23 protein-coding genes and 1 pseudogene are annotated in these 25,060 nt (G+C 38.7%); 13 read left to right on the plus strand and 11 right to left on the minus strand.

Annotation, left to right across the window (positions count from 1 at the left end):
* Nucleotides 1–54: 54 nt before the first annotated feature.
* The 5 genes from fabF to ACFIKU_RS04250 all read right to left on the minus strand — a co-directional run bounded on the left by fabF (nucleotide 55) and on the right by ACFIKU_RS04250 (nucleotide 4,281).
* Complete coding sequence (gene fabF, locus ACFIKU_RS04230; RefSeq protein WP_375641557.1) at nucleotides 55–1,317, minus strand: beta-ketoacyl-ACP synthase II; 1,263 nt, start codon at nucleotides 1,315–1,317, stop codon at nucleotides 55–57.
* Between the two features lie 101 nt (nucleotides 1,318–1,418).
* Complete coding sequence (locus ACFIKU_RS04235; protein ID WP_004860281.1) at nucleotides 1,419–1,655, minus strand: acyl carrier protein; 237 nt, start codon at nucleotides 1,653–1,655, stop codon at nucleotides 1,419–1,421.
* Between the two features lie 261 nt (nucleotides 1,656–1,916).
* Entirely contained in the window at nucleotides 1,917–2,654 is a 738-nt protein-coding gene (gene fabG / locus ACFIKU_RS04240; RefSeq protein WP_375656778.1) for a 3-oxoacyl-[acyl-carrier-protein] reductase, read from the minus strand.
* 17 nt (nucleotides 2,655–2,671) lie between these two features.
* Nucleotides 2,672–3,616, minus strand: a complete 945-nt coding sequence (gene fabD, locus ACFIKU_RS04245) for an ACP S-malonyltransferase (protein ID WP_375641498.1) — start codon at nucleotides 3,614–3,616, stop codon at nucleotides 2,672–2,674.
* Between the two features lie 77 nt (nucleotides 3,617–3,693).
* Nucleotides 3,694–4,281, minus strand: a complete 588-nt coding sequence (locus ACFIKU_RS04250) for an undecaprenyl-diphosphatase (protein WP_375641499.1) — start codon at nucleotides 4,279–4,281, stop codon at nucleotides 3,694–3,696.
* A 329-nt stretch (nucleotides 4,282–4,610) separates the two neighbouring features.
* Here ACFIKU_RS04250 and rpsF point away from each other — a divergent pair, with 329 nt between their 5' ends.
* The 9 genes from rpsF (at nucleotide 4,611) to ACFIKU_RS04295 (ending at nucleotide 13,529) form a co-directional block, all read left to right on the plus strand.
* On the plus strand, nucleotides 4,611–5,018 hold the full coding sequence (gene rpsF / locus ACFIKU_RS04255) for a 30S ribosomal protein S6 (protein WP_273723850.1): 408 nt from the start codon (nucleotides 4,611–4,613) through the stop codon (nucleotides 5,016–5,018).
* Nucleotides 5,018–5,266 carry a 30S ribosomal protein S18 gene (rpsR, locus tag ACFIKU_RS04260; RefSeq protein ID WP_375641500.1) on the plus strand — a complete coding sequence of 83 codons (249 nt, stop codon included), beginning with the start codon at nucleotides 5,018–5,020 and terminating at the stop codon, nucleotides 5,264–5,266. The genes rpsF and rpsR overlap by 1 nt, the downstream gene beginning before the upstream one ends.
* Nucleotides 5,267–5,414: 148 nt before the next feature.
* Complete coding sequence (locus tag ACFIKU_RS04265; protein WP_375656779.1) at nucleotides 5,415–6,395, plus strand: hypothetical protein; 981 nt, start codon at nucleotides 5,415–5,417, stop codon at nucleotides 6,393–6,395.
* 25 nt (nucleotides 6,396–6,420) lie between these two features.
* On the plus strand, nucleotides 6,421–7,017 hold the full coding sequence (rplI, locus tag ACFIKU_RS04270; RefSeq protein WP_375641502.1) for a 50S ribosomal protein L9: 597 nt from the start codon (nucleotides 6,421–6,423) through the stop codon (nucleotides 7,015–7,017).
* A gap of 593 nt (nucleotides 7,018–7,610) precedes the next feature.
* Nucleotides 7,611–9,101, plus strand: a complete 1,491-nt coding sequence (locus ACFIKU_RS04275; protein ID WP_375656780.1) for a replicative DNA helicase — start codon at nucleotides 7,611–7,613, stop codon at nucleotides 9,099–9,101.
* A gap of 6 nt (nucleotides 9,102–9,107) precedes the next feature.
* Nucleotides 9,108–10,484 carry a DNA repair protein RadA gene (radA, locus tag ACFIKU_RS04280; RefSeq protein ID WP_375656781.1) on the plus strand — a complete coding sequence of 459 codons (1,377 nt, stop codon included), beginning with the start codon at nucleotides 9,108–9,110 and terminating at the stop codon, nucleotides 10,482–10,484.
* Between the two features lie 142 nt (nucleotides 10,485–10,626).
* Nucleotides 10,627–11,208, plus strand: coding sequence for a CvpA family protein (locus ACFIKU_RS04285; protein ID WP_375641505.1), 582 nt, complete (start codon nucleotides 10,627–10,629; stop codon nucleotides 11,206–11,208).
* A 75-nt stretch (nucleotides 11,209–11,283) separates the two neighbouring features.
* Nucleotides 11,284–12,777, plus strand: coding sequence for an amidophosphoribosyltransferase (gene purF / locus ACFIKU_RS04290; RefSeq protein WP_375641506.1), 1,494 nt, complete (start codon nucleotides 11,284–11,286; stop codon nucleotides 12,775–12,777).
* 2 nt (nucleotides 12,778–12,779) lie between these two features.
* Nucleotides 12,780–13,529: an SDR family NAD(P)-dependent oxidoreductase gene (locus tag ACFIKU_RS04295; protein ID WP_375641507.1), complete on the plus strand. Its 750-nt coding sequence runs from the start codon at nucleotides 12,780–12,782 to the stop codon at nucleotides 13,527–13,529.
* Nucleotides 13,530–13,599: 70 nt separating this feature from the next.
* Here ACFIKU_RS04295 and pssA read toward each other — a convergent pair whose 3' ends face one another.
* The 5 genes from pssA to cysS all read right to left on the minus strand — a co-directional run bounded on the left by pssA (nucleotide 13,600) and on the right by cysS (nucleotide 19,508).
* Complete coding sequence (pssA, locus tag ACFIKU_RS04300) at nucleotides 13,600–14,460, minus strand: CDP-diacylglycerol--serine O-phosphatidyltransferase (protein ID WP_375656782.1); 861 nt, start codon at nucleotides 14,458–14,460, stop codon at nucleotides 13,600–13,602.
* Nucleotides 14,461–14,468: 8 nt separating this feature from the next.
* The gene (locus ACFIKU_RS04305) at nucleotides 14,469–15,167 is read right to left on the minus strand and encodes a phosphatidylserine decarboxylase (protein ID WP_375656783.1); all 699 of its coding nucleotides are present in this window, start codon (nucleotides 15,165–15,167) and stop codon (nucleotides 14,469–14,471) included.
* A gap of 117 nt (nucleotides 15,168–15,284) precedes the next feature.
* Nucleotides 15,285–17,168 (minus strand): ABCB family ABC transporter ATP-binding protein/permease, encoded by a 1,884-nt coding sequence (locus ACFIKU_RS04310; RefSeq protein WP_375656784.1) that lies wholly within the window; start codon nucleotides 17,166–17,168, stop codon nucleotides 15,285–15,287.
* Between the two features lie 115 nt (nucleotides 17,169–17,283).
* Nucleotides 17,284–17,955 carry a DUF421 domain-containing protein gene (locus ACFIKU_RS04315; protein ID WP_375641511.1) on the minus strand — a complete coding sequence of 224 codons (672 nt, stop codon included), beginning with the start codon at nucleotides 17,953–17,955 and terminating at the stop codon, nucleotides 17,284–17,286.
* Between the two features lie 44 nt (nucleotides 17,956–17,999).
* Nucleotides 18,000–19,508: a cysteine--tRNA ligase gene (cysS, locus tag ACFIKU_RS04320; protein ID WP_375641512.1), complete on the minus strand. Its 1,509-nt coding sequence runs from the start codon at nucleotides 19,506–19,508 to the stop codon at nucleotides 18,000–18,002.
* A gap of 499 nt (nucleotides 19,509–20,007) precedes the next feature.
* Here cysS and ACFIKU_RS04325 point away from each other — a divergent pair, with 499 nt between their 5' ends.
* A complete protein-coding gene (locus ACFIKU_RS04325) occupies nucleotides 20,008–20,376 on the plus strand; it encodes a TIGR02301 family protein (protein ID WP_375641513.1) in 369 nt (122 codons plus the stop codon).
* A gap of 417 nt (nucleotides 20,377–20,793) precedes the next feature.
* On the opposite strand, the gene ACFIKU_RS04330 is transcribed toward ACFIKU_RS04325, so the two are convergent.
* A complete protein-coding gene (locus ACFIKU_RS04330) occupies nucleotides 20,794–22,122 on the minus strand; it encodes a dihydroorotase (RefSeq protein WP_375656785.1) in 1,329 nt (442 codons plus the stop codon).
* 64 nt (nucleotides 22,123–22,186) lie between these two features.
* Here ACFIKU_RS04330 and ACFIKU_RS04335 point away from each other — a divergent pair, with 64 nt between their 5' ends.
* The 3 genes and pseudogenes from ACFIKU_RS04335 (at nucleotide 22,187) to ACFIKU_RS04345 (ending at nucleotide 25,052) form a co-directional block, all read left to right on the plus strand.
* Entirely contained in the window at nucleotides 22,187–23,032 is an 846-nt protein-coding gene (locus ACFIKU_RS04335; RefSeq protein ID WP_375656786.1) for a YgfZ/GcvT domain-containing protein, read from the plus strand.
* Nucleotides 23,033–23,051: 19 nt separating this feature from the next.
* Nucleotides 23,052–23,669 (plus strand): YfbR-like 5'-deoxynucleotidase, encoded by a 618-nt coding sequence (locus tag ACFIKU_RS04340; RefSeq protein ID WP_375641516.1) that lies wholly within the window; start codon nucleotides 23,052–23,054, stop codon nucleotides 23,667–23,669.
* Nucleotides 23,670–23,902: 233 nt separating this feature from the next.
* Nucleotides 23,903–25,052 (plus strand): annotated as a pseudogene (locus tag ACFIKU_RS04345) (tyrosine-type recombinase/integrase).
* The last annotated feature ends 8 nt before the right edge of the window (nucleotides 25,053–25,060 follow it).

Raw genomic sequence — 25,060 nt, forward strand, 5'->3', positions numbered from 1 at the left:
TCACCTTATAATAAAGGTGAAAACTCAAAAGCAGAAATTAAATAAAAATACTTATTATCCCCTAAAACGTCGCATCACCAACGATGCATTTGTTCCACCAAATCCAAAAGAATTAGAAAGAATCGTATCAATCTTTCGTTCACGCGGTTTGTGTGGTACAAGATCGATTTTTGTTTCAATCGATGGATTGTCAAGATTAAGTGTCGCTGGGGCTATATTATCCCGTATAGCTAGAACAGAAAAAATAGCCTCAGCAGCACCGGCAGCACCAAGTAAATGCCCGATAGATGATTTCGTTGATGACATAGAAACTTGTGGTGCATAATTCCCTAAAACACGCTCAACAGCCGCTAGCTCTATGGAATCAGCCATCGTTGATGTACCATGAGCATTAATATAATCAAGTTCACTCACATGCACCTGTGCACGCTTAAGAGCAGCTATCATACTACGCTGAGCCCCTTCACCACTTTCTGAAGGCGCTGTAATGTGGTAAGCATCACCGGATAAACCATAGCCAATAACCTCAGCATAAATACGCGCTCCTCGTTTTTGGGCATGTTCCAGCTCTTCTAAAACAACAACTGCCGCTCCTTCCCCCATCACAAAACCATCACGATCAGTATCATAAGGGCGTGACGCCCGTTCAGGATCATCATTGCGACAAGTAGAAAGAGCTCTACACGCCGCAAAACCTGCAAGAGATATCCGATTTATCGGAGATTCAGCCCCCCCTGCCACCATGACATCTGCATCACCAAACATAATTAAACGTGCCGCATCACCAATCGCATGCGCCCCTGTCGAACAAGCCGTTACAACAGAATGATTAGGCCCCCGTAAACCATATTGAATAGACACATAACCAGAAGCAAGATTAATCAAACGACCTGGAATAAAAAAAGGAGAAACACGACGTGGTCCCTTATCACGAAGCGTATAACCAGCTTCAACAATGCCCTCAACTCCTCCAATTCCCGAACCAATTAACACACCTGTACAAATCTGATCTTCATCACTCTTAGGAAACCATTCGGCATCTGCAAGCGCTTGGTTGGCAGCAGCCATTGCATAAACAATAAATGCATCAACTTTACGTTGCTCTTTAGGTTCCATATACAAATCAGCATTATAGGTCCCCTCTGTTCCATCCCCTAAGGGGATGCGCGCAGCAATCTGGCATGGCAAATCTGACACATCAAACTCAGTGATACGTCGGACACCACTTCTTCCTTCAAGAAGTCGTTTCCAACTATATTCAATATTACCAGCTAATGGAGATACCAATCCTAAACCAGTAACAACAACACGTCTCATAACTTCTAACCTTGAACCAAACTTCATCTCTCAAAGCTCTCTTTTCAGAAGAGCTCCGAAGAATATAGGCAAAAGCAATTTATGCCTTTGCCCTTTAGTAATCACGCAGAAGCTTTATCAATGAACTTGACTGCATCGCCAACTGTGAAAATCGTTTCAGCAGCTTCATCTGGAATTTCTACCCCAAACTCTTCTTCAAAAGCCATAACGAGTTCAACCGTATCAAGGCTATCAGCCCCTAGATCATCGATAAAGCTTGCATTTTCTACAACTTTATCAGCATTAACCCCAAGATGTTCCACGATAATTTTCTTAACGCGCTCTACTGTATCACTCATGTTGAAATCCTCGAATTTATATTTTCCTATAATTTGGTTAACTATATCGGTTCATCTAATCAAGCAATAGATACATTACTTTAAAAGATTTTAGTAATGATTTAAAACATCCTGTGGATATCCCCTACAAAATGAACCAATCTGACATTTCGACATCAATTGATCAACGACCATATTAAAGAAATAGATGCATCTTTCTATTTCAATCGTTACTATCTAAAATAATACAACTCATAAATCAATGTGGAATAAAATAAATACTCAAATCATTGCCATTCCACCATTGATATGGAGTGTTTGACCTGTCGTATAGGCTGCTTCATCGCTTGCTAAATAAACAGCAGCAGCGGCTATTTCTTGCCCACTTCCCATACGCTTCATTGGAATTGCAGCCATAATGGCTTCTTTTTGCTTTTCATTAAGCTTGTCTGTCATTGCAGATTTAATAAATCCTGGAGCAATACAATTGACAGTAATGTTTCGCGAAGCAATTTCCTGTGCCAATGCTTTAGAAAAACCTATCAAGCCTGCTTTTGCAGCACAATAATTCGTTTGTCCAGGGTTTCCCACAACACCAACAACAGATGTAATGTTAATAATCCTTCCATAACGGCGGCGCATCATAGAATGTATTAATTCACGCGTCAAAAGAGAAGCAGCTGTTAGGTTAATTTCTAAAACATCATCCCAGTCTTTATCTTGCATACGCACAAAAAGACCATCCTTAGTGATTCCCGCATTGTTAACCAAAATATCGACGTTATCCATTTCTCTCTCTGCAACTTCAGCCAATTGTTTAATCGATTGGCGTTCAGAAAGATTAGCGGGAAACACAAAAACATTCTGCCCTAATTCTGCAGCCACTTCTCTAAGCTTTTCTTCACGTGTTCCATGAAGTCCAACAATGGCTCCTTGTGCATGAAAGCAGCGTGCAATTGCCTCACCAATTTCTCCTGAAGCCCCCGTTACAAGAGCTTTACGCCCTGTTAATCTAAACATTTTTTACTCCTTATAGATTAAATGCCAAGTATGCCTAGCGCTGATTCTATTTCATCAACTGTTCCAATTGTTACCCCCTTTATATCCTTGTTAATACGGCGCGTTAAACCTGTTAATACTTTTCCAGAACCAACTTCAAAAAGCGTATCAACCCCATTAGCAGCGATCCATTCTATCGTTTCACGCCACCGCACCCTTCCAGTCACTTGTTGAACAAGAAGAGTAGTAATACGCTCTGGATTGCTCTCAGGTGCAACAGAAACATTGGCAATCAAAGGAACAATAGGGGGAATTTTGTTAACAGTCAAAAGTGCTTTCTTCATGGCATCAGCAGCAGGTTGCATTAAAGATGAATGAAAAGGTGCAGAAACTGGAAGAAGAAGTGCACGTTTTGCACCTTTTGTTGATGCAATCTCTACCGCTGCCTCAACTGCTTTTGCTTTACCGGAAATAACAATTTGCCCACCACCATTATCATTGGCAATCTGACATAGTCCTTCTCCAGAAACAGTTTCGCAAATTTCTTCCACAATGTGCTCTTCCAAACCAATCAGTGCTGCCATAGAACCTTCACCAACCGCGACAGCAGCCTGCATAGCATTGCCACGAATACGCAAAAGTCTTGCCGTATCTGTGAGAGTAAATGTGCCAGCAGCACAAAGAGCCGAATATTCGCCTAAAGAATGCCCCGCAACAAACCTTACCTTTTCTTCTATACGAAGCCCTAATTGTTTCATCACACGAATGACCGCCATGGATACAGCCATTAATGCCGGTTGTGCATTTGCTGTTAACGTTAAAACATCTGCTGGTCCTTCAAAAATAATCTTTGATAATTTCTCACCCAAAGCATCATCAACTTCCTCGAAAACCATCCGTGCGGCAATAAATTGCTCTGTAAGCGCCTTTCCCATACCAACAAGTTGACTCCCCTGCCCTGGAAAAATAAAAGCTGCACCCATTTATCAACTCCTAAAATTGTACAATTAAATTATTTTCTTTTGACCTTATTCATCCGCACAAATCAAGATAAAGCCCTTTATTTAAAACGAATACCACACTTAAAATTATATTTTAAGGGCGGAATTTGATATAAAAACTTAGGAAAATAGGGTGCTATAAACTGAATAACACCCAAACTTATGAGACTTCCTAAAATTGCACCTGCTAAAATATCAAAGGGATAATGTACACCCACAAAGACGCGCGCCCAACAGATCAAGCACAAAAACACCGTGGCAAATTTAAAAGAAACTTTGTATTGGTAAAAATAAAAGTTAGCTGCATAAGACGCAATGGTCAAGGCATGATTACTAGGAAAAGAAGCTGTTGCACGATGTTGAATAAGCGGTGTCGTCAGCCCTACCACGAATGGGCGAGGACGAAAATAAAAAAGAGAAATGAGATAACCTGTGAAAAGAGCCGCACAAATACTCATGCAAATGCTTAGCGCGACACGTCGTTCTCTTTCCCCACCACAAAACCACAACGCACAAAGATGGAGAGGAATAATATAAATTAAAAACTTTGCACAAAAAATACTAAACGAAATCACAATCGACCAAGCTTGATGATCGTCGACAAACATTTTAAAGAGTGTAACATCAATCTGGTTTAAAAAGTCCATTTTTCTCTCCTTTATGTTACAGTGCTATCTTTTTATAGAAGAGGGAAATATATCAAGATTTAACAAATCAATTTTTTTATGTGCATAAACTTGCTATTTTAAAAGATAACCTGTAGATATGAAATATTCGTTGCCGGCACTTTAGCTGGAGGTTGAACGGAGGGCTGTAAAATATCAGTAGGAAATACAATGTTTCCGGCCTCCCGTGTCTCCGCTCTCGGATGTCTCAAATTGTAAACGCGTCCTTTCTTCTTTGGATTTCCCAAAAAGACAAGTCGCAGAGGCTTTGCGCTAAAACCGGTAAGATTTAATTGAAGAAAGGCAAAACAATGGCTCTTTATGAACATATGTTCCTTGCCCGACAAGACATTGCACCGCAGCAAGTTGATGAACTTTTGAGTCTCTACAAAGGTGTCATTGAAGCGCATGGTGGGAAAGTTGGGCGTATAGAAAATTGGGGACTTCGTCCTCTTGCTTACCGTATTCGTAAAAACCGTAAAGCTTATTATGTCTTGGTCAATATTGATGCACCAGCTTCAGCAATTGCTGAAGTGGAGCGTCAGATGCGCATCAATGAGGATATTTTGCGTTATATGACTATTCGCGTAGAAAAACACGAAAAAGAAAAATCTGCTATGCTCTCACACCTTGATCGCAATAGTCATATTGGACACGATGAAGAGCGTCCTCGTTTTCCACGTCGTCAACGTGAAAATGCTATAGAAGGGGTAGAATGATGACTGATACTAATCAAAACTCTGCACGTCGTCCCTTTAATCGTCGTCGTAAAACATGTCCTTTTTCAGGGACAAACGCTCCTAAAATTGATTATAAAGACATCAAGTTGTTACAGCGTTATATTTCCGAACGTGGAAAAATTGTTCCTTCACGGATTACTGCTGTTAGCCAGAAAAAACAGCGTGAATTAGCTAATGCTATCAAACGTGCTCGCTTTTTAGGCTTACTTCCGTACGTTATAAAGTAAACGATAATACGCTATGCAACTGGAGAGTTTCTCCAGTTGCCTTTCTTATATGGTTAAAAAATAGCTTGTTATATCCTATGTTAAGCTATTGAATGTCAAAGTTGGGGTATTGACATGCCCCTAACTGCAGAAAGCAGGACAGCAATAAATGAAAAAAAATCGTACCTATGAGATATTAACCGGTATTTTGGCAGGATTATTTGCTGTTGTGATAGGAATGGCAATCATCAGTGTTGCAAATGTCGTGCCCCCCTTTTCTCTTCTTCTTGGCTGCTTTCTTTCATTGCCAATTTTTATTGTTGCGTTCGGTCAAGGAACATTAGCCAGTCTCATTGCCCTCATAAGTGCCACTATTGTTCTTATCGTAACCACTAATGCCTATATTGCTCTTGGCTTTATGTTGTTATTTTTCCTTCCTGCTGTCTATGCTTCTTGGCTTCTTGGGCTTGCACGTCCAGCGCAAAAAGAAAACGAACTAATATGGTATCCATTATCATCGGTTATTTTTCATTTAACTAATTTTATCGCTCTTATAGCAACTTTCATTGGGCTCTATGTTCAAACCCGTCCTTCCACACCCTTCATTGCAAAAAAAATCACCGAAAACATAGCACAAACTCTGCAACAATCACAGACAATAAAAGAAGCCGATATACGCGCTTTTAGTGAGTTTTTAATAACGCATACAGCAACTTTTACTGCTGTTTCTTTGACTATTTATAGTTTGGTTTTTCTCATTGGTAACCTTTACTTTTCCATGATAGCAGCACAACACATGAAATGGCTGAAAAGACCCCGTGATGATTGGAGCCAAACTCTCCGCCTTCCAATTTCTGGAATTGTTATTTTCATTATTGTTTGCATAGCATCGATGGTTGAGTTGAGCGCTTCTCTTAACTTGAGTGCCTGTGTCTTTAGTACTGCATACACTGTCATCATATTAATTAGCGGTCTAGCATATCTTCACAATATTACAAAAGGGGTAAACGGTCGGATTATTATACTTTCTCTTGTTTATATTGCTATTTTAACAGTTGTTTTTACTCCACCTATTTCTTTCATGATGATTTTGATGGGAATTTGGGCTGCTATTCAATACAATTTTCAATCACGCAAAAAACTCCACTAAATTTATTTGTTCGAAAGGAAAAACTATGGATATTATTTTACTTGAGCGCATTCCTCGTCTTGGTCAGATGGGTGATATTGTCTCAGTTAAAGATGGTTATGCACGTAATTTTCTCTTGCCTCAAGGTAAAGCTTTACGCGCAAATGAAGCTAATAAAAAACATTTTGAAATACAACGTGCACAACTTGAAGCACGTAATCTTGAACGCAAAAGCGAAGCGCAAAAAATTGCTGAAAAACTTGATGGACAATCATTCATTGTTGTTCGTTCAGCTGGTGAAACAGGACAACTTTATGGTTCTGTCTCAACACGTGATATTGCTGAAATTATAACAGATGAAGGCTTTTCTATTGGGAGAAATCAAATAGAACTTAACCATCCAATAAAAATGATCGGTCTTCACACTATCACTCTTAGCTTACATCCTGAGGTTCAAATTTCTGTGATTATTAATGTTGCACGTTCTACCAGTGAAGCACAACGCCAAGCAGAAGGTGAAACTCTCACTTCGGCTAAAGAAATATATAATATTCAAGAAGAATTATTAGAAGAAAATCAGGAAGAATTATTGGAAGAAGAAATTAACGACAACGATATAAACAGTTCTCATCAAGAAGCTTAATTGCTATTTTTGCTTTCTGTTTTATATTTTTTATTCCATTTTAAATATTGCTCATAAAATACTCACACTTTAAAAGTGAGTATTTTATGGCTATCACACATAAAGAACCTAATTTTTATGAAGGAATTAGAAATATATTATTTAAAGGCATTACATGCTGAGAATAAATAATATCACTAAGAGGAAATATCTTTTTTTCCAGCATATAAAGCAAAAATAATTTAAAGTTCCACCTTTAAGGGTAAGGCTTGTATGAGCGGTAAGTTGATTGTATCCTCACATGATCTGAAATAATTTCAGTTATAAAAAAGTAATTCTGCTTACACAGATATTGGAATTTTTAGGTCATGTAACTTCAAAATACTTAAATTTAGAGTAGCAAAACTTCCACTTTAAAATCACGTATTATAAAATAAAATAGATAGACGTAACATAAATAATACACAAATGATCAATGAGCAACGAAACGAGGGGTTTGAAAAATTATATAATCTTAACTTAAAATGAAGATTTGTCGCTCTATTCTTTTAATTATACGATTTTCAATTTATCGCCTAAAGTAGCTAGACTTAGATTTTTAGTGGAAAAATATTATGGAAGAAACTAACGTTGTTAATGTAGGCTCTTCAAAAAAAGAAGATTCTCCTTCTTTTCGGCAACTTCCTTATAATATTGAAGCTGAACAGGCATTGCTTGGTGCCATCTTTATCAACAATGATTCTCTTGACCGCGTTTCAGATTTTCTGAAACCAGAACATTTTTTTGAACCATTGCATCAAAAAATTTATCATGTTTTATCTCACCTTATTAAAACAGGAAAGCGTGTAGATCCAGTTACAATAAAGCCCTATATCCAAATGGAAGAAAAAATTGGAGATATTACTGTATACCAATATGTTGTTCGCTTAGCCACAGAGGCAGTCACTATTATTAACGCTGAAGATTATGGACGCGTCATTTATGATCTTTTTATCCGACGGTCTTTGATTAACCTTGGAACTCAAGTTGTCAATACAGCTTTTGATGCTCCTGTGGAGCTCACGCCTACCCAACAAATTGAAACTGTTGAAAATCAGTTATTCGAGCTAGCAGAAAAAGGGAAATATGGAGGTGGATTTGAAAATTTTAATGAGGCTATCAAAAAAGCTATCGATATGGCAAGTGCTGCGAAAAAGCGCTCTTCACAATTATCCGGGATAGCCACCCATATTAAAACACTTGATGAAAAAATGGGAGGATTACAAGCATCTGACTTAATTATCCTTGCGGGACGCCCTGGTATGGGTAAAACCTCACTAGCTACCAATATTGCCTTTAATATTGCTAATGCTTATAATCGTAATGCCAATATCCAAGAAAATGAAGGTGGCATTGTAGGGTTCTTTTCACTTGAAATGTCCTCAGAACAGCTTGCAACACGTATTATTTCTGAACAAACAGAAGTCTCTTCTTCTGATATTCGGCGTGGTAATATTTCAGATGAACAATTTTCAAAAATTATTCGTGCGGTGAACCAACTACAAAAGGCACCACTTTATATTGATCAAACTGGGGGAATATCAATTACGCAATTAGCTGCCCGTGCGCGGCGTCTCAAGCGACAACATGGTTTAGATATCTTGTTTATTGACTATATCCAACTCATGACAAGCAGTTCAAAGCGTTCATCAGAAAATCGTGTTCAAGAGATCACAGAAATTACCACAGGATTAAAAGCATTAGCTAAAGAATTGAATGTTCCTATTATCGCTCTCTCTCAACTTTCACGTCAAGTAGAAAATAGAACAGATAAACGTCCACAACTCTCAGATTTACGTGAATCTGGTTCAATAGAGCAAGATGCCGACATCGTTCTGTTTGTTTATCGTGAAGAATATTATTTCAAAAACGAAGAACCAAAATTAGGCACTTTGGAACATACAAAATGGCAGGATGAGATGGATAAAATTATGGGAAAAGCTGATGTTATTATTGCGAAACAGCGTCATGGACCAACAGGGATCGTGCCCCTTGCCTTTCAATCTGATTTCACACGATTTAGTGATCTGGCAGATAGCAATTATCTTCCAGAGCAAATTGGTTAAATCAACATGGTGCGTAATCGTGTTCAATTTATCTGTCAAAATTGTGGAACTATCCATTCTCGTTGGGCGGGAAAATGTAGTGCTTGTGGAGAATGGAATTCCCTTATCGAAGAAACTATAAATGGCGGCATCGGAAGCGGTCCTAAGAAAAATGTTCGTAAAGGACGCATTGTCACACTCACATCTCTTTCTGGAAATATCGAAGATGCTCCACGTATTCACTCTGGTATTGCTGAACTTGATCGTGTTACCGGTGGGGGCTTTGTTCGTGGATCAGCACTCCTTGTTGGAGGTGATCCGGGTATTGGTAAATCAACATTGCTGACACAAACAGCTGCTGCTTTATCACGCAAAGGATATAATGTTATCTATGTTTCAGGTGAAGAGGCTATTGCGCAAATTTGTCTGCGCGCGCAAAGGCTTGAAGCTAACAATACAGAGGTGAAACTTGCTGCTGAAACCAATGTTGAAGATATTCTGGCAACCTTAAGCGAACATAAAAACCTTGATATGGTGATTATCGATTCGATTCAAACCCTATGGTCAGATACAGCAGATTCAGCACCTGGCACTGTCACACAAGTACGTATCGGTGCTCAGGCAATGATCCGCTTTGCCAAGAAAACAGGTGCTGCCGTTGTTCTTGTTGGGCATGTTACAAAAGATGGACAAATTGCTGGTCCTCGGGTCGTTGAACATATGGTTGATGGCGTTCTCTATTTTGAGGGTGAAGGAGGACATCATTATCGCATTCTTAGAACTGTAAAAAATCGCTTCGGACCAACAGATGAAATTGGTGTCTTTGAAATGTCTGATAAAGGATTACGCGAAGTGATAAATCCATCCGAATTATTTTTAGGGGAACGTAATGAAAAAGCCCCAGGCGCTGCTGTTTTTGCAGGAATGGAAGGGACACGCCCGATACTCGTGGAAATTCAAGCGCTTGTTGCTCCTTCTTCCCTTGGAACACCAAGACGTGCGGTTGTCGGATGGGATGGAAATCGTCTTTCTATGATTCTTGCCGTTTTAGAAGCCCATTGTGGCATTCGTTTTGGACAGCATGATGTCTATCTGAACGTGGCAGGTGGATATCGCATATCAGAACCCGCTGCTGATTTAGCTGTAGCCGCTGCTTTGGTATCTTCTCTTGCCAATATCGCATTGCCAACGGATTATGTATATTTTGGTGAAGTCAGTCTTTCAGGAGCTACCCGCGCTGTTTCACATTCAGCACAGCGCATCAATGAAGCAAAAAAACTCGGCTTTCAAGGAGCCTTTCACCCCACAACAACAACCGAAATGATGAAGTCGCCCAATTTTCAACAAAAAACTTTCTCCGACCTTCCCGAACTCGTTGCTACTCTTACCGTAAGTAAAAAATGATCTGCACCACAGATATGATAATATAGAAAAAACTCTATAAAATACAAAAGATCCTTGCTATAAGAACAAAAAATGGCATAACAAAAAACATATTTGCGCACAGACTTAAAAGAACACAATTTTATGTATAAGGAACAAACAAATGATCATAACAATCCTTGATGGAATTGTCGTAGTAATCATCCTGTTGTCCGCTTTTCTTGCTATGCTTAGAGGCTTTTCACGTGAAGTGTTATCGTTGATTTCTTGGGCAGTTGCAGCTGTTACGACACTGTTTTTATTCAAACCTGTCTTACCTTTCTTTGAACACTATCTCTCTAATAAAATGATTGCATTGATCACAACATTAGTCACAATTTTTATTATTGTTCTCATTATTACTTCAATTATTACAATGAAGATCTCTGATTTTATTATTGATAGTCGAATTGGTATCCTTGACCGTGCTATTGGTTTTATTTTTGGAGCACTTCGTGGTTTACTGATCATGGTCATCGGTATGTTGCTGATTAATGCACTGATTAAACCTGAGCTTCAAGCGAATTGGTTAAAAAATGCAAAAACAAGGCCTATTTTAGATTCATTGGGACAAAAAGTTTGGGAAATACTCCCAAAAGATATTGGATCTGTTCTTGAAAAGGCAGAAAATTTGTTTAAAGACAGCAATAAACATACGTATGAGAAACACTCTCATGAAAAGATAATTTTAAAAAATAGAGAATAGTTTTTCATGAGGAGAGAGAACTAAATGATGTAAAATGTGATATTAATGATTCCTCCGTATCACAACTGAAAGAATATGATGATAAAAAGTGATGTTTTCTGTCAAGAATTTTCATTAGATGATGATACCCTTCATGAAGAATGTGGAGTTTTTGGTATTCTTGGGCATGAAGATGCTGCAACATTAACAGCCCTTGGACTCCACGCACTTCAGCATCGTGGGCAAGAAGCGGCTGGGATTGTTTCTTACCATAATAAAATATTTCATCAAGAAAAGCATTTAGGTCTTGTTGGTGATCACTATACAAACCCCACAACACTTGCACGCTTACCAGGAAATCGTGCTATCGGACATACCCGTTATTCAACAACTGGAGAAGTGGCATTACGCAATGTTCAGCCCCTTTTTGCTGAATTAAAAGTTGGAGGTATTGCTATTGCGCATAATGGTAATCTTACCAATGGTCTCACATTACGCCGTGAACTCATCGCTTCTGGTGCTATCTGTCAATCAACGTCAGATTCAGAAGTTTTTCTCCATCTTATTGCCCGTTCACGTTATGAATCGTCCTCTGATCGTTTTGTTGATGCGATTAGGCAAGTAGAAGGTGGGTATGCTATGTTAGCGCTCACACGTACAAAGCTTATTGCGGCACGCGATCCAACAGGAATTAGACCTCTCGTGATGGGGGAACTTGATGGTAAGCCTATCTTTTGTTCTGAAACATGTGCTCTTGATATTATTGGAGCAAAATATGTCCGTGATGTTAAAAATGGAGAAATCATCATATGTGAAATACAAAAAAATGGGGAAATTACGAAAAAAATTATAAAACCAGAAAATACAAAACCAGAAAAACTTTGCTTGTTTGAATATGTTTATTTTGCCCGCCCAGACTCAATCGTTGGAGGGCGAAGTGTTTATACAACACGCAAAAATATGGGAATCCATTTAGCACAGGAAGCCCCTTGTGAGGGTGATGTTGTGGTTCCTGTTCCTGATGGAGGGACGCCTGCCGCAATTGGCTATGCACAAGAAATTGGAATTCCCTTCGAGCTTGGTATTATTCGTAATCACTATGTTGGTCGCACTTTTATCGAACCAACACAACAAATTCGCGCTTTTGGTGTCAAGTTAAAACATTCGGCAAACCGTCCTGTGATTGAAGGAAAACGTGTTATTCTGGTTGATGACTCTATTGTACGTGGAACAACATCCCTTAAAATTGTACGAATGCTTCGCGATGCAGGAGCAAAAGAAGTTCATATGCGCATTTCTAGCCCTATGATTTTTTATCCTGACTTTTATGGTATTGATACACCTAAAGCTGAAAACCTTTTAGCAAATCAATATCCAGATTTAAAATCTATGTGTGAGTTTATTGGAGCGGATTCATTAGAATTTCTTTCAACGGATGGATTATATCTTGCTGTAACAGGGGAAAAACGGAATAACGCCGATCCGCAATTTACTGACCATTATTTTACTGGATATTATCCTACGCATCTGGTTGATCAAGAAAATCTCTCCAAAATTCATCAATCATCTGTTCTTAAAACAAGAGATTAATGATGACAAAACGTGACTTTAGTCTCCATGGGCGTGTTGCACTTGTTACTGGCGCATCAAGAGGGATTGGTTATTATTTGGCACTCGAGCTTGCTGCACGCGGCGCTCATATTATTGCTCTTGCACGAACAGTCAGTGGACTTACTGAATTAGATAATCAAATCCGAGAAAAAGGGGCTCATGCAACCCTTGTTCCCCTTGACTTACATCATATGGAAAACATCGATACTCTTGCTATCTCAATTGCCAAACGCTGGAAAAAACTTGATATTATCGTTGCAAACGCAGGAATTCTTGGAACACTCTCCCCAATAGCGCATATAGAAAACACGGTATTTGAAGATGTTTTTCAAATAAATCTTTTCAGCCAATGGCGCTTAATGAAAGCCGTTGAGCCTTTATTACGTGAATCTGATGCTGGACGAGCCATCCTGTTATCCTCAAGCGTTGCGCATGCTGCGCGCCCTTTCTGGGGAGCTTATGCAGCCTCTAAAGCGGCTTTAGAGGTGATTGCCCGCTGTTGGGCAGAAGAACTTAAACAAACCCCTATTAAGATTAATTGTGTCAACCCTGGTGCCACACGCACTGCCATGCGCGCTGAAGCTATGCCCGGTGAAGATCCACAAACTCTCCCTTCACCACAAGAGGTCGCAAAAAAGATAGTACATTTGTTATCACCTGATTTAAATGAAACTGGAAAGCTCTTTAATGTCCATAAAAATCGGTTTGTAGATTATCACGTACCTGATTGATCATCATATGAGAAGTAAATCGTTTGACTCGCTCTTTTTCCTGTGCTTCTCGATAGAAGAATGAAGCACTTTATGATTCTTGGATAGCTTTAGCATCAGCCTTTTTCTCTTCTAAAGTAGCACGTTTATTATAAGCGATAAAACTACAGGGGAGAAAAATCATATAGCTAACAGCTGTAATCAATAAAGTTTCCCATGTGTAAGTCGCAAGAAAACCGACATAAATAACAATGACCAACATGCACGGTATAACGATATCGCGCCTTAAATTTTGATCAATTGTTTTTGCATTCCATACTGGTAAACGACTAATCAAAAGAAAAGCAATAATTACAGTATAAAGACTAAAAAATAATGCCCACCCCCAATTGGGAACCAAACCAAGAGTGCCTAAATAGGTAGGCAATAAAAGGAGTAATGCTCCTGCTGGTGCTGGAACCCCAACAAAATAACTTTTCTGCCACTTAGGTATATTGGTGTTATCCAACATCACATTAAAACGTGCTAATCGCAAACAACAAGCAACACAATAAACAAGGGCAGCAACCCAACCAATGTGATTTGCTTGATTCAAGATAAAGGAATAAACAATAAGTGCAGGGGTAACACCAAAATTTACAACATCAGCAAGAGAATCCATCTGTGCCCCAAAAGATGAACTACCATCTATTAAACGGGCAATGCGACCATCAGCACCGTCTAAAACTGCGGCCAAAAGCACCATTAAAATAGCAGCTTCATAGCGATGTTCAAAAGCCAAACGAATGCTGCTCATTCCTGCACAAATTGCTAAAATGGTAATGATATTTGGAATAACATACCGCATTGATGTAGGTGAACGCCGCTGATTTGCAACATCATCATGCGGGCCCTCAGGATCATCATGCTGCCCCTCAGGATTGAATGAAGAAAATGGCGAAAAATTTTTCATTGTGAGTCCTAATCGTATCTGAAGTCCGTTGTGGCACTCTTATCATCAAAAGAACCCAAAACTGTCTCTCCAGCAATTGCTGTCTGTCCAACTGCAACACGCAATTTCAGTTCGGTTGGTATATAAATATCAAGGCGAGAACCAAAACGAATCAATCCAAATCGCTCACCAGTTATAACGGCATCGTTTTCTTTTGACCAGCAAACAATCCGGCGTGCAACCATTCCTGCTATTTGTACGATACCAATTTTACCATGTTTGCTATCAATTACTACCCCATTACGCTCATTAAACTGACTAGCTTTATCAAAGTCAGCATTGGTAAATCGACCTGGATGATAAACGATAGACTCTACTGTACCACTGATAGGAATACGATTAATATGGCATGAAAAAACATCCATAAAAATGGAAATACGGATCATTTCATCTTTCCCTAATCCTAATTCTTCAGGTGGAACACATGATTCCACAAATGAAATACGCCCATCTGCAGGCGACATAACCCAATTTGAATTCAAAGGTATCACACGATCTGGATCACGGAAAAAGTATATACACCACACCGTGAGAATGAGACCAAACCAAAATAACGGACTCCATATCCAACCAAGAATGAGCGAAATAACAAAAAACGCTACAATAAAAGGATAACCTTCTTTGTGAACCGATACAAAGCTATTATGGAAAGATTGCAGAATACTCATATAATTTCCTATTCATCGTAAACTTAAACAAGCAACAAATCTTTTTGTTCCTCTTGTGTCTTTTTATGTATTTAATCAATCACTCCATATAAAGATATAGATTACATTTTGCTCTATTTATTTTTTACGATTAACAGCACTCGTCTCATCTTCTTCACGCATTTTACGTAATTTTTCTTCAGCTTTCGATGCTTCAAGCTGCTTATTCCACATTGAAGCATATAAACCTTTCTTACGTAAAAGCTCTGTATGCGTCCCATTTTCAATAATACGACCACTTTTAAGAACTAAAATTTCATCAGCATTGATAACAGTAGAAAGACGGTGAGCAATAATCAATGTTGTACGTCCACGGCTTACAATATCCAATGCTTGTTGAATTTCCTGTTCCGTCGCCGTATCAAGAGCTGCCGTTGCTTCATCTAGAATAAGAAGTGGGGGAGCTTTTAAAAGTGTCCGTGCAATAGCCACACGTTGTTTTTCACCACCTGATAATTTGAGACCTCGCTCCCCTACCATAGACTGAAAACCTTCCGGTAAAATTTCAATAAATTTTGATATTTGTGCCATTTCAGCAGCTTTGCGCATCTCTTCATCTGTAGCACTTGGACGCCCATAGCAAATATTATAGGCAATTGTATCATTAAATAACACCGTGTCTTGTGGGACCATGCCAATCGCTTCACGCAAACTCTTTTGTGTTACGTCACGAATATCCTGCCCATCAATTGTGATAGAGCCCGCATCAACATCATAAAACCGAAAAAGCAACCGAGAAATAGTGGATTTACCGGCACCCGATGGACCAACAATGGCGACTGTTTTTCCTCCAGGAACTTCAAAATCAATATCTCTGAGAATCTGACGTCTTGAATCATAGGAAAACTTTACCTGATGAAAACAAATGGTCCCATCGCTTATCTCTAACGGTTTAGCATCCGATTTATCAACGATCTCCTTCTGAACATCTAAAAGATCAAACATTGCTTCAATATCCGTTAGACCTTGTCGAATATCACGATACATTGAACCAATAAAATTCAGTGGAATGGAAAGTTGCATTAAAAGTGCATTAATAAAAACAAAATCTCCTAAAGTTTGTGTCTTATAAAAAACTTCATAAGCTGACATCAGCATCATGACCGTCATTCCAAGACCAAAGATAAGAGTCTGACCAAAATTAAGCCAGCTTAACGATGTCCAAATCTTTGTTGCGGCTTTTTCATAACCTACCATAGAAGCATCAAATCGATCGGCTTCTAGAGTTTCATTACCAAAATATTTGACCGTTTCAAAATTCAAAAGAGAATCAACAGCGCGAGTATTCGCCTCAGTATCCGCTGTATTCATTTTTTGCCGAATACGAATACGCCAATCACTCGCCTTAATGGTAAACAAGATATATAATCCAACCGTTGCAACAACGATGAGAAGATAATGCCACCCATAACTTATGTAAAATACCAGTGCCGTTAATATAAATTCTAAAACTGTCGGTACTGTACTAAGAATTGAAAATCTTACGATCGCTTCAATTCCTTTTGTTCCACGCTCAATCACACGAGAAAGCCCGCCTGTTCGGCGTTCCAAATGAAATCGCAAGGATAACTCATGCATATGTACAAAGGTTTTATAAGCTAATTGACGAACAGCGTATTGACCAACAGTAGCAAAAAGGGAATCGCGTAATTGATTTAATCCAGCCTGCATAATACGCGCGACATTGTATGCCAAAACGAGCATGATGGGAATAATCCAACTGGATGGAAACCATTCAGGTAGCTGAAAGCTTGAATCAAGCACATTCGTAGAATATTTAAAGAAATACGGTACAGATATGAGAACGAGCTTAGCCAAAACAAGATAAAATACTGCCCATAGCACACGCATTTTTAGATCACGCCGACCTGCTGGCCACATATAGGGCCATAAATTGTAAAGTGTGTGCAGAGTTTTCCCTGTATCTGATGATACAGTTTTTGTCATTTCATTGCGTTTCATAAAGTCCTTACTTCTCTATCATCCGCACAAACAGGCAAAATACCCCCTTGCGGTTGTTTATAGGCTCATCTCTTCATTACGCTTCCAATAAGCTATCCCCACTTGTTATTTGAAGTTAGACTGTTTTTGAAAAAGGAACAAGAAATAATCCACTATACAATTTATTATTTTGATCTGTATTTTCATACCACTCTGCTGCAAACAAATTTTCAACTTTTACATGCTTTTTTTTCAATTCTGCCTGAAGCCACTTTTTGGTTTTACCAATCTCTTTAAGTCCATCATCAATAACTTCACCATTTTCTATTAAAATCGTCGATTTCTTTCCCTCGTCCTTTTTAATGACAGTGCAATCACCATTGGTTTCCAAACGAACAAAAGCAGCTTCATGTAAGTGACACCCTTTAAGACGTAACATCGTAATGAGATCATTAATATTGATCCCTAAGTTCTTAATCTTATCCATTTGGAAAACTCCATCTAAAACTAATGTGACATTCCGCCCTGCAATAAGACGACGAAAAAAAACTGAATAGCGTGCAAAAAAATTAAAAGATGTAATCAAGGTTTGCCAGATGAATAAAACAAGCAATAATTGAAGGCTACTAATATTCTGATTATAAATAACGCCTCCAATAATACCTCCCATGACAAAATTACTGACCAAATCAACGGGTGTCATCTGACTAAGACTCCCCCGCCCCGTCGTTCTTAAAATAAATAAGAAGGCAACAAGACCTACAGCCAGCTTAAGCGCGATATATCCATAATGATATAAAAATTCCATCAAATTTTCTCCCTTTATTTATGTAAGCTGCTGGAATAGGAAAATTAGAATCGTTTTATTTCCCACAAAGTTATGCGCTCACCACTCTGCGGATCCTTACTGTCTTTTAAAAGAACCCCCTCGGCTGCAAGCTCATCACGAATTGTATCCGCAGCTTCCCACTCTTTATTATGGATAAGTCGTAGTCTTTCGGCAATGCGCTGATCAATAAATTTTGTATCAAGGAAAGTTTTTCTCATAAATAATGGGCAGTCTATTTCTTTAATCCATTCTTGTCGTAATAGTCCTAATAAATTCATCCCATTAGCAAGAGCCAAAGCATTCCCTCCTTTATAAAACTCTCGTAAAAGAGTTAGTGCTTTTGGAGTATTAAGATCATCACTGAGTGCATCTATCAAAGTATCATCAATTGCTTCATTGTTTTCCATCTCACTTTTTTTGCTGCGAAGCAATTCATACCAACGATACAGTTCGCTGCTCGATTGTATTAAACGCTGCGCAGTCCAATTTAATGGTTCACGATAATGCGTTTGCAACATCGAAAAACGCGCAGACAAACCAGCCCAATTTTGCTTCATTTCATCGGTTAAAATACCATTAAACTCCAAAAAATTATTCTCTAAAACAGAACGAATAGTTATGAAATTGCCAAAGCTTTTCGACATCTTTTTGCCTTCAACTTGTAAAAAACCATTATGCATCCAAAAATTAGCCATTCTCTCCGTCCCAAAAGCTGAACAACTTTGTGCAATCTCATTTTCATGATGAGGAAAAATTAAATCAACTCCACCACCATGGATATCAAAAACATTAGCGGTCGGATCATCACAGGTTAAACCACCGCCATAGGGCGCTAATAACTTTGCCATTGACATCGCAGAACATTCAATATGCCAACCTGGACGACCTAAAACAGGAATTCCGGCCGGCGATTCCCAACCCGGCTCCCCTTCCACAGAAGGCTTCCATAAAACAAAATCCATCTCTTCCCTTTTATAAGCAGCAACATCAATACGCGCCCCCGCCCTCATTTCGTCTAAAGAACGATTTGCAAATGCCCCATAATGGGGAGGATTTTTTATGCTACTTACAGAAAATAATATATGATTTTCCGCTTTATAAGCGTGCCCCTTTTCAAGCAATCTTTCAATTAAAGAGCGCATCTCCGCTAAATGCTCGGTTGCGCGTGGCTGGCTAGTTGGCAATAGACAACCAAGTGCTATTGTATCTTGTTGAAACTGGAAATATGTACGTTCTGTTAATTGACGAATAGCGTCATTCAGTGACAAGTTTGGATATTCGCAAGCTGCTCGTGCATTAATTTTATCATCAACATCTGTAATATTACGTGCATATAGAACATGCTCATTGCCATAAACATGACGCAATAAACGAAATAAAACATCAAAAACAATGACAGGGCGTGCATTTCCTATATGCGCATAATCATAAACTGTCGGGCCGCAAACATAAAGACGTACTCTTGTCGCATCTATTGGTGTAAAATTTTCTTTTTTACGTGTCAGCGTATTATAAAATCGCAACTCTTTCATTATTAACTCCATGGACGATATTATGCACCGCTCCTTTTAGATGTATCTTATCTCAACTTATCCTATTACGCGGTTTAGGCTCAAAACTTTTATCTTATAGTAAATTCTTCTTACCATTTTCCCATTAGTATTCACGGCTGTATTCATCATTTATCATAAAAACAATCTATTTTATTTGATCGAACAAAAGCATTCTATCATTAGAGATGCTTTTCCTCCTTAAAGAAAACGAGCTTAGAAAAAATTCTATAAGTAATACAATATAAATCTATGTGAAAAATAGATCGTTTGCAGGAAGCAAATCTTAAATTTTAAACTACACAAAGCTTCGTCAGTATTTTCAATATTCCACAATGGGTTCCTTACTACCTCTTACGCCCTATATTTTATAATCAACAATTGAGAATAATGCAGCAATTAACTCTATTTTTTTACATCGTTCTCATGACAAAATTATTTTATCTGTACAGAGTTTTATTCAAAGAAAGCGATCAAAATAATGCATAATAGATTGATGAACATCATTATTTTAATATTTCTTGTCATTTCAACGCCAACCTTTGCGCAACAACCTCCACCTTATGAAAAGAAATTACTCCGATTAGCAGAAATTTTGGGATCATTGCATTCTCTCCAAAATCTTTGCGAGCCTCCAACAAACCAATGGTATGATTATATGAATGCACTGATTGAAGCAGAACACCTCATTCCACAAAGACGTGCTTATTTTTATGAAGCGTTTAATGAAGCGTATCGTGCTTTCTCAGAAAATTATCACCATTGTACACAAGCTGCCATTGAAGCCAATCAAAGATACATTGAGGAAGGAAGAATTTTATCTGAAAATCTCCTCATGCATTATAAATAATTGATCTATACAAAAAGTATCTCCCTTAATTTTAGCGATATCAGTGATACTTCTCTCACAAATGCGGGGAGCAACAAACCAGCTCTGAAAATAGAAAGACTTTTAAAGAATAATGTCTCGATACGCTTTTATTCGTATGAGCGCCTTTTTCCCATACAAAATCGTTCTTTGGCTTCCTCCCCATACCTCAAAGGACGAAGATTTTTAACTAAATTTTCTCTGTAAATAATCTAGGTTCTTGTTGAACAAGGTTCCTCTTGGCTTCTAACGCATGTAATTTTCTTCATAATTTCTAAAAACAAGCCTACGAATATTCACCACGCATTAAAAACACTTATGTGCCAAAGAGGCTGACATACCCTATATCAACACTCTAAAAGATGGTATTTTACGGCATGCTTATAATTTTTAATCTGTTTACACCAAAGTTTCCATAAATTTAACAGGCTCTCCTTGTGAAGGTGTGACAATTTCACCTTCCCACATAACGCGCATACCACGGATAATAGTCCCAACAGGCCAACCTTTAACTTTTTGACCATCATAAGGTGTCCAACCGGCACGCGAACCAATTAAGCTATTCGTGATAATTTCTTCTCTCTTAAGATCAACAATGGTTAAATCAGCATCGTACCCAACAGCAATGCGCCCTTTACAGCTTATACCAAAAATACGACTAGGGCCATGTGAAGTGAGATCAACAAAACGTTCAAGAGATATTTTCCCTGCATTCACATGTGTTAACATAATTGGTGCTGTTGTTTGCACCCCTGTCATTCCTGAAGGTGAAGAGGGATAAGGTTTAAGCTTTTCTTCAAGAGTATGAGGCGCATGATCTGAGCCTAAGACATCAATAACTCCTTGTTGAACACCGTACCAAAGAGCTTCACGGTGGCGCGACTCACGAATAGGCGGATTCATCTGAATGAATGTACCAAACTTCTTATAATCATCAGCCGTGAGAGTCAAATGATGTTGTGTCACTTCAATTGTTGCAACATCCTTATGTTTTTTTAGAAAATCAATTTCTTCTTCTGTCGAAAGATGTAGCACATGAATCCGTGCCTTCGTCTCATGGGCAATTTTTACCAAACGCTGTGTACATTTTAATGCCGCAACTTCATCACGCCAAATCGGATGTGACGATGCATCCCCTTCAATACGCAATATTTTACGCTCTTTGAGTCTCGCCTCATCTTCAGAATGAAAAGCTGCACGACGGCGTGTATTCTTCAAAATAAGGCGTACACTTTCATCATCATCAACCAAAAGGTCACCGGTAGAGGACCCCATAAAGACTTTAATTCCAGCCGCCCCAGGAAGTCTTTCTAACTCAGAGATTTCATGGGCATTTTCACGCGTTCCTCCAACCCAAAATGCAAAATCACAATGCATTCGATGAAATCCGCGTTTAACCTTATCGCTTAATGTTTCTTCTGATGTTGTCAATGGATTGGTATTAGGCATTTCAAAAACGGCCGTAACACCCCCTAACACAGCAGAATACGAGCCACTTTCCAAATCCTCCTTATATTCATTTCCTGGCTCACGAAAATGCACTTGGCTATCAATAATTCCTGGTAAAATATGAAGTCCCGTACAATCAATGACCTCACTAGCCGATGCACATGTAAGGTCGCCTATTTCAGCAATACGACCATTTGTAATACCAATATCACGCTTGCTTTTTCCATCATGATTCACAAGTGTTGCACCTTTAAAAATTGTATCAAATGTTTTAAACATAGCCACGCTCCTTACATATTGCTCACTTATCGATTATGTAACTTTGAGCAGAAAGGCAAGAACCATGATTGAAAAACAAAATGCCATTTGCTTAAAAAACCGCGGGCTTATTCAAATTACAGGCGAAGAAGCAACAGATTTTCTACAATCCCTGATCACGACAGATGTAAAAAAAATCAGCCCACAGGAACTTTTTCCTGGAGCCCTTTTATCCCCACAAGGAAAGGTTCTTGCTGATTTTCTTATCGGAAAAAAAGAAGATGGTTACCTGATTGATATCAGAATGCCTTTAGCTGATACGCTTCACCAACGTCTGTTACTCTATAAGCTGCGAAAAAAAGTAGAAATTACACAACCATTACAAGAACTTGTTACAGTTTCTTTGAATAAAGAATCAGATGCTTTAAATTTTGATTCAAGTTTTGTTGATAAACGCTTCCCACAACAAGAAAAAATAATACGAATCTATGGCAAAAAACCTTTTTTGACTTCAGAATATCATGACACATGGAATCAATTGCGTATCCGTTATGCAATTGCGGAAAGTAGTCAAGACTATGAAATTGGTAAAGTCTTTCCTCATGATATTAATTACGATCAAATCAATGGACTCTCATTCAATAAAGGATGTTATATTGGACAAGAAATTGTTTCACGAATGCACCACCGCCGTGCAGCACGTCGCCGTATTTTTATTGTAAAAGGCCAGTGTGAATTGCCCCCTCAATCTAGCATTGAAGCAGGAACTAAAGTGCTTGGCTACTTGGGAACGTGTGTAGAAAATGAGGCTCTCGCTTTAATGCGTATTGACCATGTCAAAGATTCTATGGACCATAACATCCCCTTTACTGTAAAAAACATTCCTGTCACTATAAACGTTGCTGAAAATATGAATTTTACCTTTCCTTAAAATACTATAGAAAATACGCATGGCTAAAGCTGAATTATTAAAAAATGGAGAAGCACGCGCTTGGCAAAGAATGCTCTCTGGACGCAGACTTGATCTTCTCAACCCTTCTCCTTTTGATATTGAAATTGAAGATATTGCCCATGGACTTTCTCGTGTGGCACGTTGGAACGGTCAAACACGAGGAGAGCATGCCTATTCTGTTGCTCAACATTCACTTTTGGTTGAACAAATATTTCAAAAACTTTTTCCACAATCGGGAAGCAACGAATGTCTTTATGCTCTTCTTCATGATGCTCCAGAATATGTCATCGGCGATATGATTTCCCCCTTTAAAGCCGTCATAGGAAAACAATATGAAAGCATTGAAAAGGGCATCCAAGATGCTATCCACATGCGCTTTTCTCTTCCCGTTGATCTTTCTCAAAAACTTTTAAAAAAAATTAAACAAGCCGACCGTATCGCTGCATATTATGAAGCAATTACGCTTGCTGGATTTAATACAGGAGAAGCCCTTCGCTATTTTGGCTCTCCCAATAATATTTTACCCGATGATCTTGATTTATCCTCCTATTCTACCCAACAAATTGAAAACGCATTTTTAACGCGCTTTAATGACTTGGATGCCCAAAGATTATAGACTCTTCGCATTGTTGATTCCTCGTCATTACAGACTCATCACACTGATTTATAATAATAATTCATTGTTTGTTCATATTGAATTAGGCCCCCGAATAACGTAGGATTCTCTCATTTCAAATCTGTTTATATTGCATCAATCAAAACCATTTCCTTGCACGTCAAAAGCGGGGCTGGCGTGTGGGTAAAAATTTTTTAAAAAAGAATTAAAATGCCTCTTATGAAGCATCTCAAGTGCCAAGAACTGTCGCAACATTGGGGGGGCTGGCAAATATAATGATGGTGCTGGCTTGTTACTTCATAAGCGTAAAGATGGAGGTGCTCAATGGATTTTACGGTATACTCTTCACGGGCGCCGTCGCGAAATGGGCTTGGGTGCCTTGAGAGATGTTTCTTTAAAAAAAGCCCGTGAATGTGCAATGCAATGGCGTGCTGTTTTACGTGAAGGGCGTGACCCTATTAAAGAACGCAATAAACAAAAGCGTGAGGCAATAAGTAATCTCCATTATTTAAAAGATATAGCGTTGGATGCTTTTGAAAGTCGTAAAGCCGAATTAAAAAATGATGGTAAAGATGGGGATTGGTTTTTACCATTACGCTTTCATATTCTGCCCAAATTAGGCTGTCTTCCGGTTTCAGAGATTACACAAACAGAGATACGCAACACGCTTTCCCCTATTTGGCATTCAAAAGCTGGAACAGCTCAGACAGCATTGATACGTCTTAATCTTTGTCTCAAACATGCGGCTGCATTAGGATTGGATGTTGATTTACAAGCAACAGAAAAAGCACGTGCTCTTTTAGGTAAACAACTTCATAAAACTATTAATAGACCAGCTATGGATTGGAAAGATGTTCCTGCTTTTTATAAAACACTTTGCGAAAAAACAACTATGACGAATTTAGCTTTGCGTTTGCTTATTCTTACAGGGGTTCGTACCAATCCTTTGTGTCATATTCATAAAGATCAAGTTGAAGGGGATATATGGACAATCCGTGGCTCGAGAATATGAAAGGAAAGCGGGATGCTACAACAGAATTTCGTGTTCCTTTATCATCAGAAGCATTAGAAATCTTAAAACAAGCGCGCTTGCTTTCTCGCAATGATTTCTTCTTTTCTGCAACCGGTCGGGGTCCCCTCGCTGCAAATTGTATGGCTCAATATATGAGAGACAATAAAATTGAGGCATGCCCCCATGGATTTCGTTCTAGTTTACGTGATTGGCTCGCTGAAACAACCGATGCCCCTTATGAAGTCGCAGAAACTATTCTAAGTCATATAGTAGGTGGTAAAGTAGAGCGTGCCTATCGTCGGACTGACTATTTAGAACAGCGCCGCGTTTATATGGATAAATGGGCGGCTTATGTCACGGGTCAATCTTAAGATATGGG

It is taken from the genome of Bartonella sp. CM120XJJH (genome assembly GCF_042194715.1).
Taxonomy (GTDB): Bacteria; Pseudomonadota; Alphaproteobacteria; order Rhizobiales; family Rhizobiaceae; genus Bartonella.

Excerpts from the sequence above, each read along its gene's own strand:
- cysS (WP_375641512.1), bottom strand. The coding sequence starts at position 19,508 with ATGAAAGAGTTGCGATTTTATAATACGCTGACACGTAAAAAAGAAAAT.
- fabF (WP_375641557.1), bottom strand. The coding sequence starts at position 1,317 with ATGAGACGTGTTGTTGTTACTGGTTTAGGATTGGTATCTCCATTAGCT.
- ACFIKU_RS04305 (WP_375656783.1), bottom strand. The coding sequence starts at position 15,167 with ATGAGTATTCTGCAATCTTTCCATAATAGCTTTGTATCGGTTCACAAA.
- ACFIKU_RS04330 (WP_375656785.1), bottom strand. The coding sequence starts at position 22,122 with ATGTTTAAAACATTTGATACAATTTTTAAAGGTGCAACACTTGTGAAT.
- ACFIKU_RS04335 (WP_375656786.1), top strand. The coding sequence starts at position 22,187 with ATGATTGAAAAACAAAATGCCATTTGCTTAAAAAACCGCGGGCTTATT.
- ACFIKU_RS04250 (WP_375641499.1), bottom strand. The coding sequence starts at position 4,281 with ATGGACTTTTTAAACCAGATTGATGTTACACTCTTTAAAATGTTTGTC.
- pssA (WP_375656782.1), bottom strand. The coding sequence starts at position 14,460 with ATGAAAAATTTTTCGCCATTTTCTTCATTCAATCCTGAGGGGCAGCAT.
- fabD (WP_375641498.1), bottom strand. The coding sequence starts at position 3,616 with ATGGGTGCAGCTTTTATTTTTCCAGGGCAGGGGAGTCAACTTGTTGGT.
- ACFIKU_RS04315 (WP_375641511.1), bottom strand. The coding sequence starts at position 17,955 with ATGGAATTTTTATATCATTATGGATATATCGCGCTTAAGCTGGCTGTA.
- rplI (WP_375641502.1), top strand. The coding sequence starts at position 6,421 with ATGGATATTATTTTACTTGAGCGCATTCCTCGTCTTGGTCAGATGGGT.
- rpsR (WP_375641500.1), top strand. The coding sequence starts at position 5,018 with ATGACTGATACTAATCAAAACTCTGCACGTCGTCCCTTTAATCGTCGT.
- ACFIKU_RS04275 (WP_375656780.1), top strand. The coding sequence starts at position 7,611 with ATGGAAGAAACTAACGTTGTTAATGTAGGCTCTTCAAAAAAAGAAGAT.
- fabG (WP_375656778.1), bottom strand. The coding sequence starts at position 2,654 with ATGTTTAGATTAACAGGGCGTAAAGCTCTTGTAACGGGGGCTTCAGGA.
- ACFIKU_RS04295 (WP_375641507.1), top strand. The coding sequence starts at position 12,780 with ATGACAAAACGTGACTTTAGTCTCCATGGGCGTGTTGCACTTGTTACT.
- ACFIKU_RS04310 (WP_375656784.1), bottom strand. The coding sequence starts at position 17,168 with ATGAAACGCAATGAAATGACAAAAACTGTATCATCAGATACAGGGAAA.
- ACFIKU_RS04325 (WP_375641513.1), top strand. The coding sequence starts at position 20,008 with ATGCATAATAGATTGATGAACATCATTATTTTAATATTTCTTGTCATT.
- radA (WP_375656781.1), top strand. The coding sequence starts at position 9,108 with ATGGTGCGTAATCGTGTTCAATTTATCTGTCAAAATTGTGGAACTATC.
- ACFIKU_RS04285 (WP_375641505.1), top strand. The coding sequence starts at position 10,627 with ATGATCATAACAATCCTTGATGGAATTGTCGTAGTAATCATCCTGTTG.
- ACFIKU_RS04340 (WP_375641516.1), top strand. The coding sequence starts at position 23,052 with ATGGCTAAAGCTGAATTATTAAAAAATGGAGAAGCACGCGCTTGGCAA.
- ACFIKU_RS04265 (WP_375656779.1), top strand. The coding sequence starts at position 5,415 with ATGAAAAAAAATCGTACCTATGAGATATTAACCGGTATTTTGGCAGGA.
- purF (WP_375641506.1), top strand. The coding sequence starts at position 11,284 with ATGATGATAAAAAGTGATGTTTTCTGTCAAGAATTTTCATTAGATGAT.
- rpsF (WP_273723850.1), top strand. The coding sequence starts at position 4,611 with ATGGCTCTTTATGAACATATGTTCCTTGCCCGACAAGACATTGCACCG.
- ACFIKU_RS04235 (WP_004860281.1), bottom strand. The coding sequence starts at position 1,655 with ATGAGTGATACAGTAGAGCGCGTTAAGAAAATTATCGTGGAACATCTT.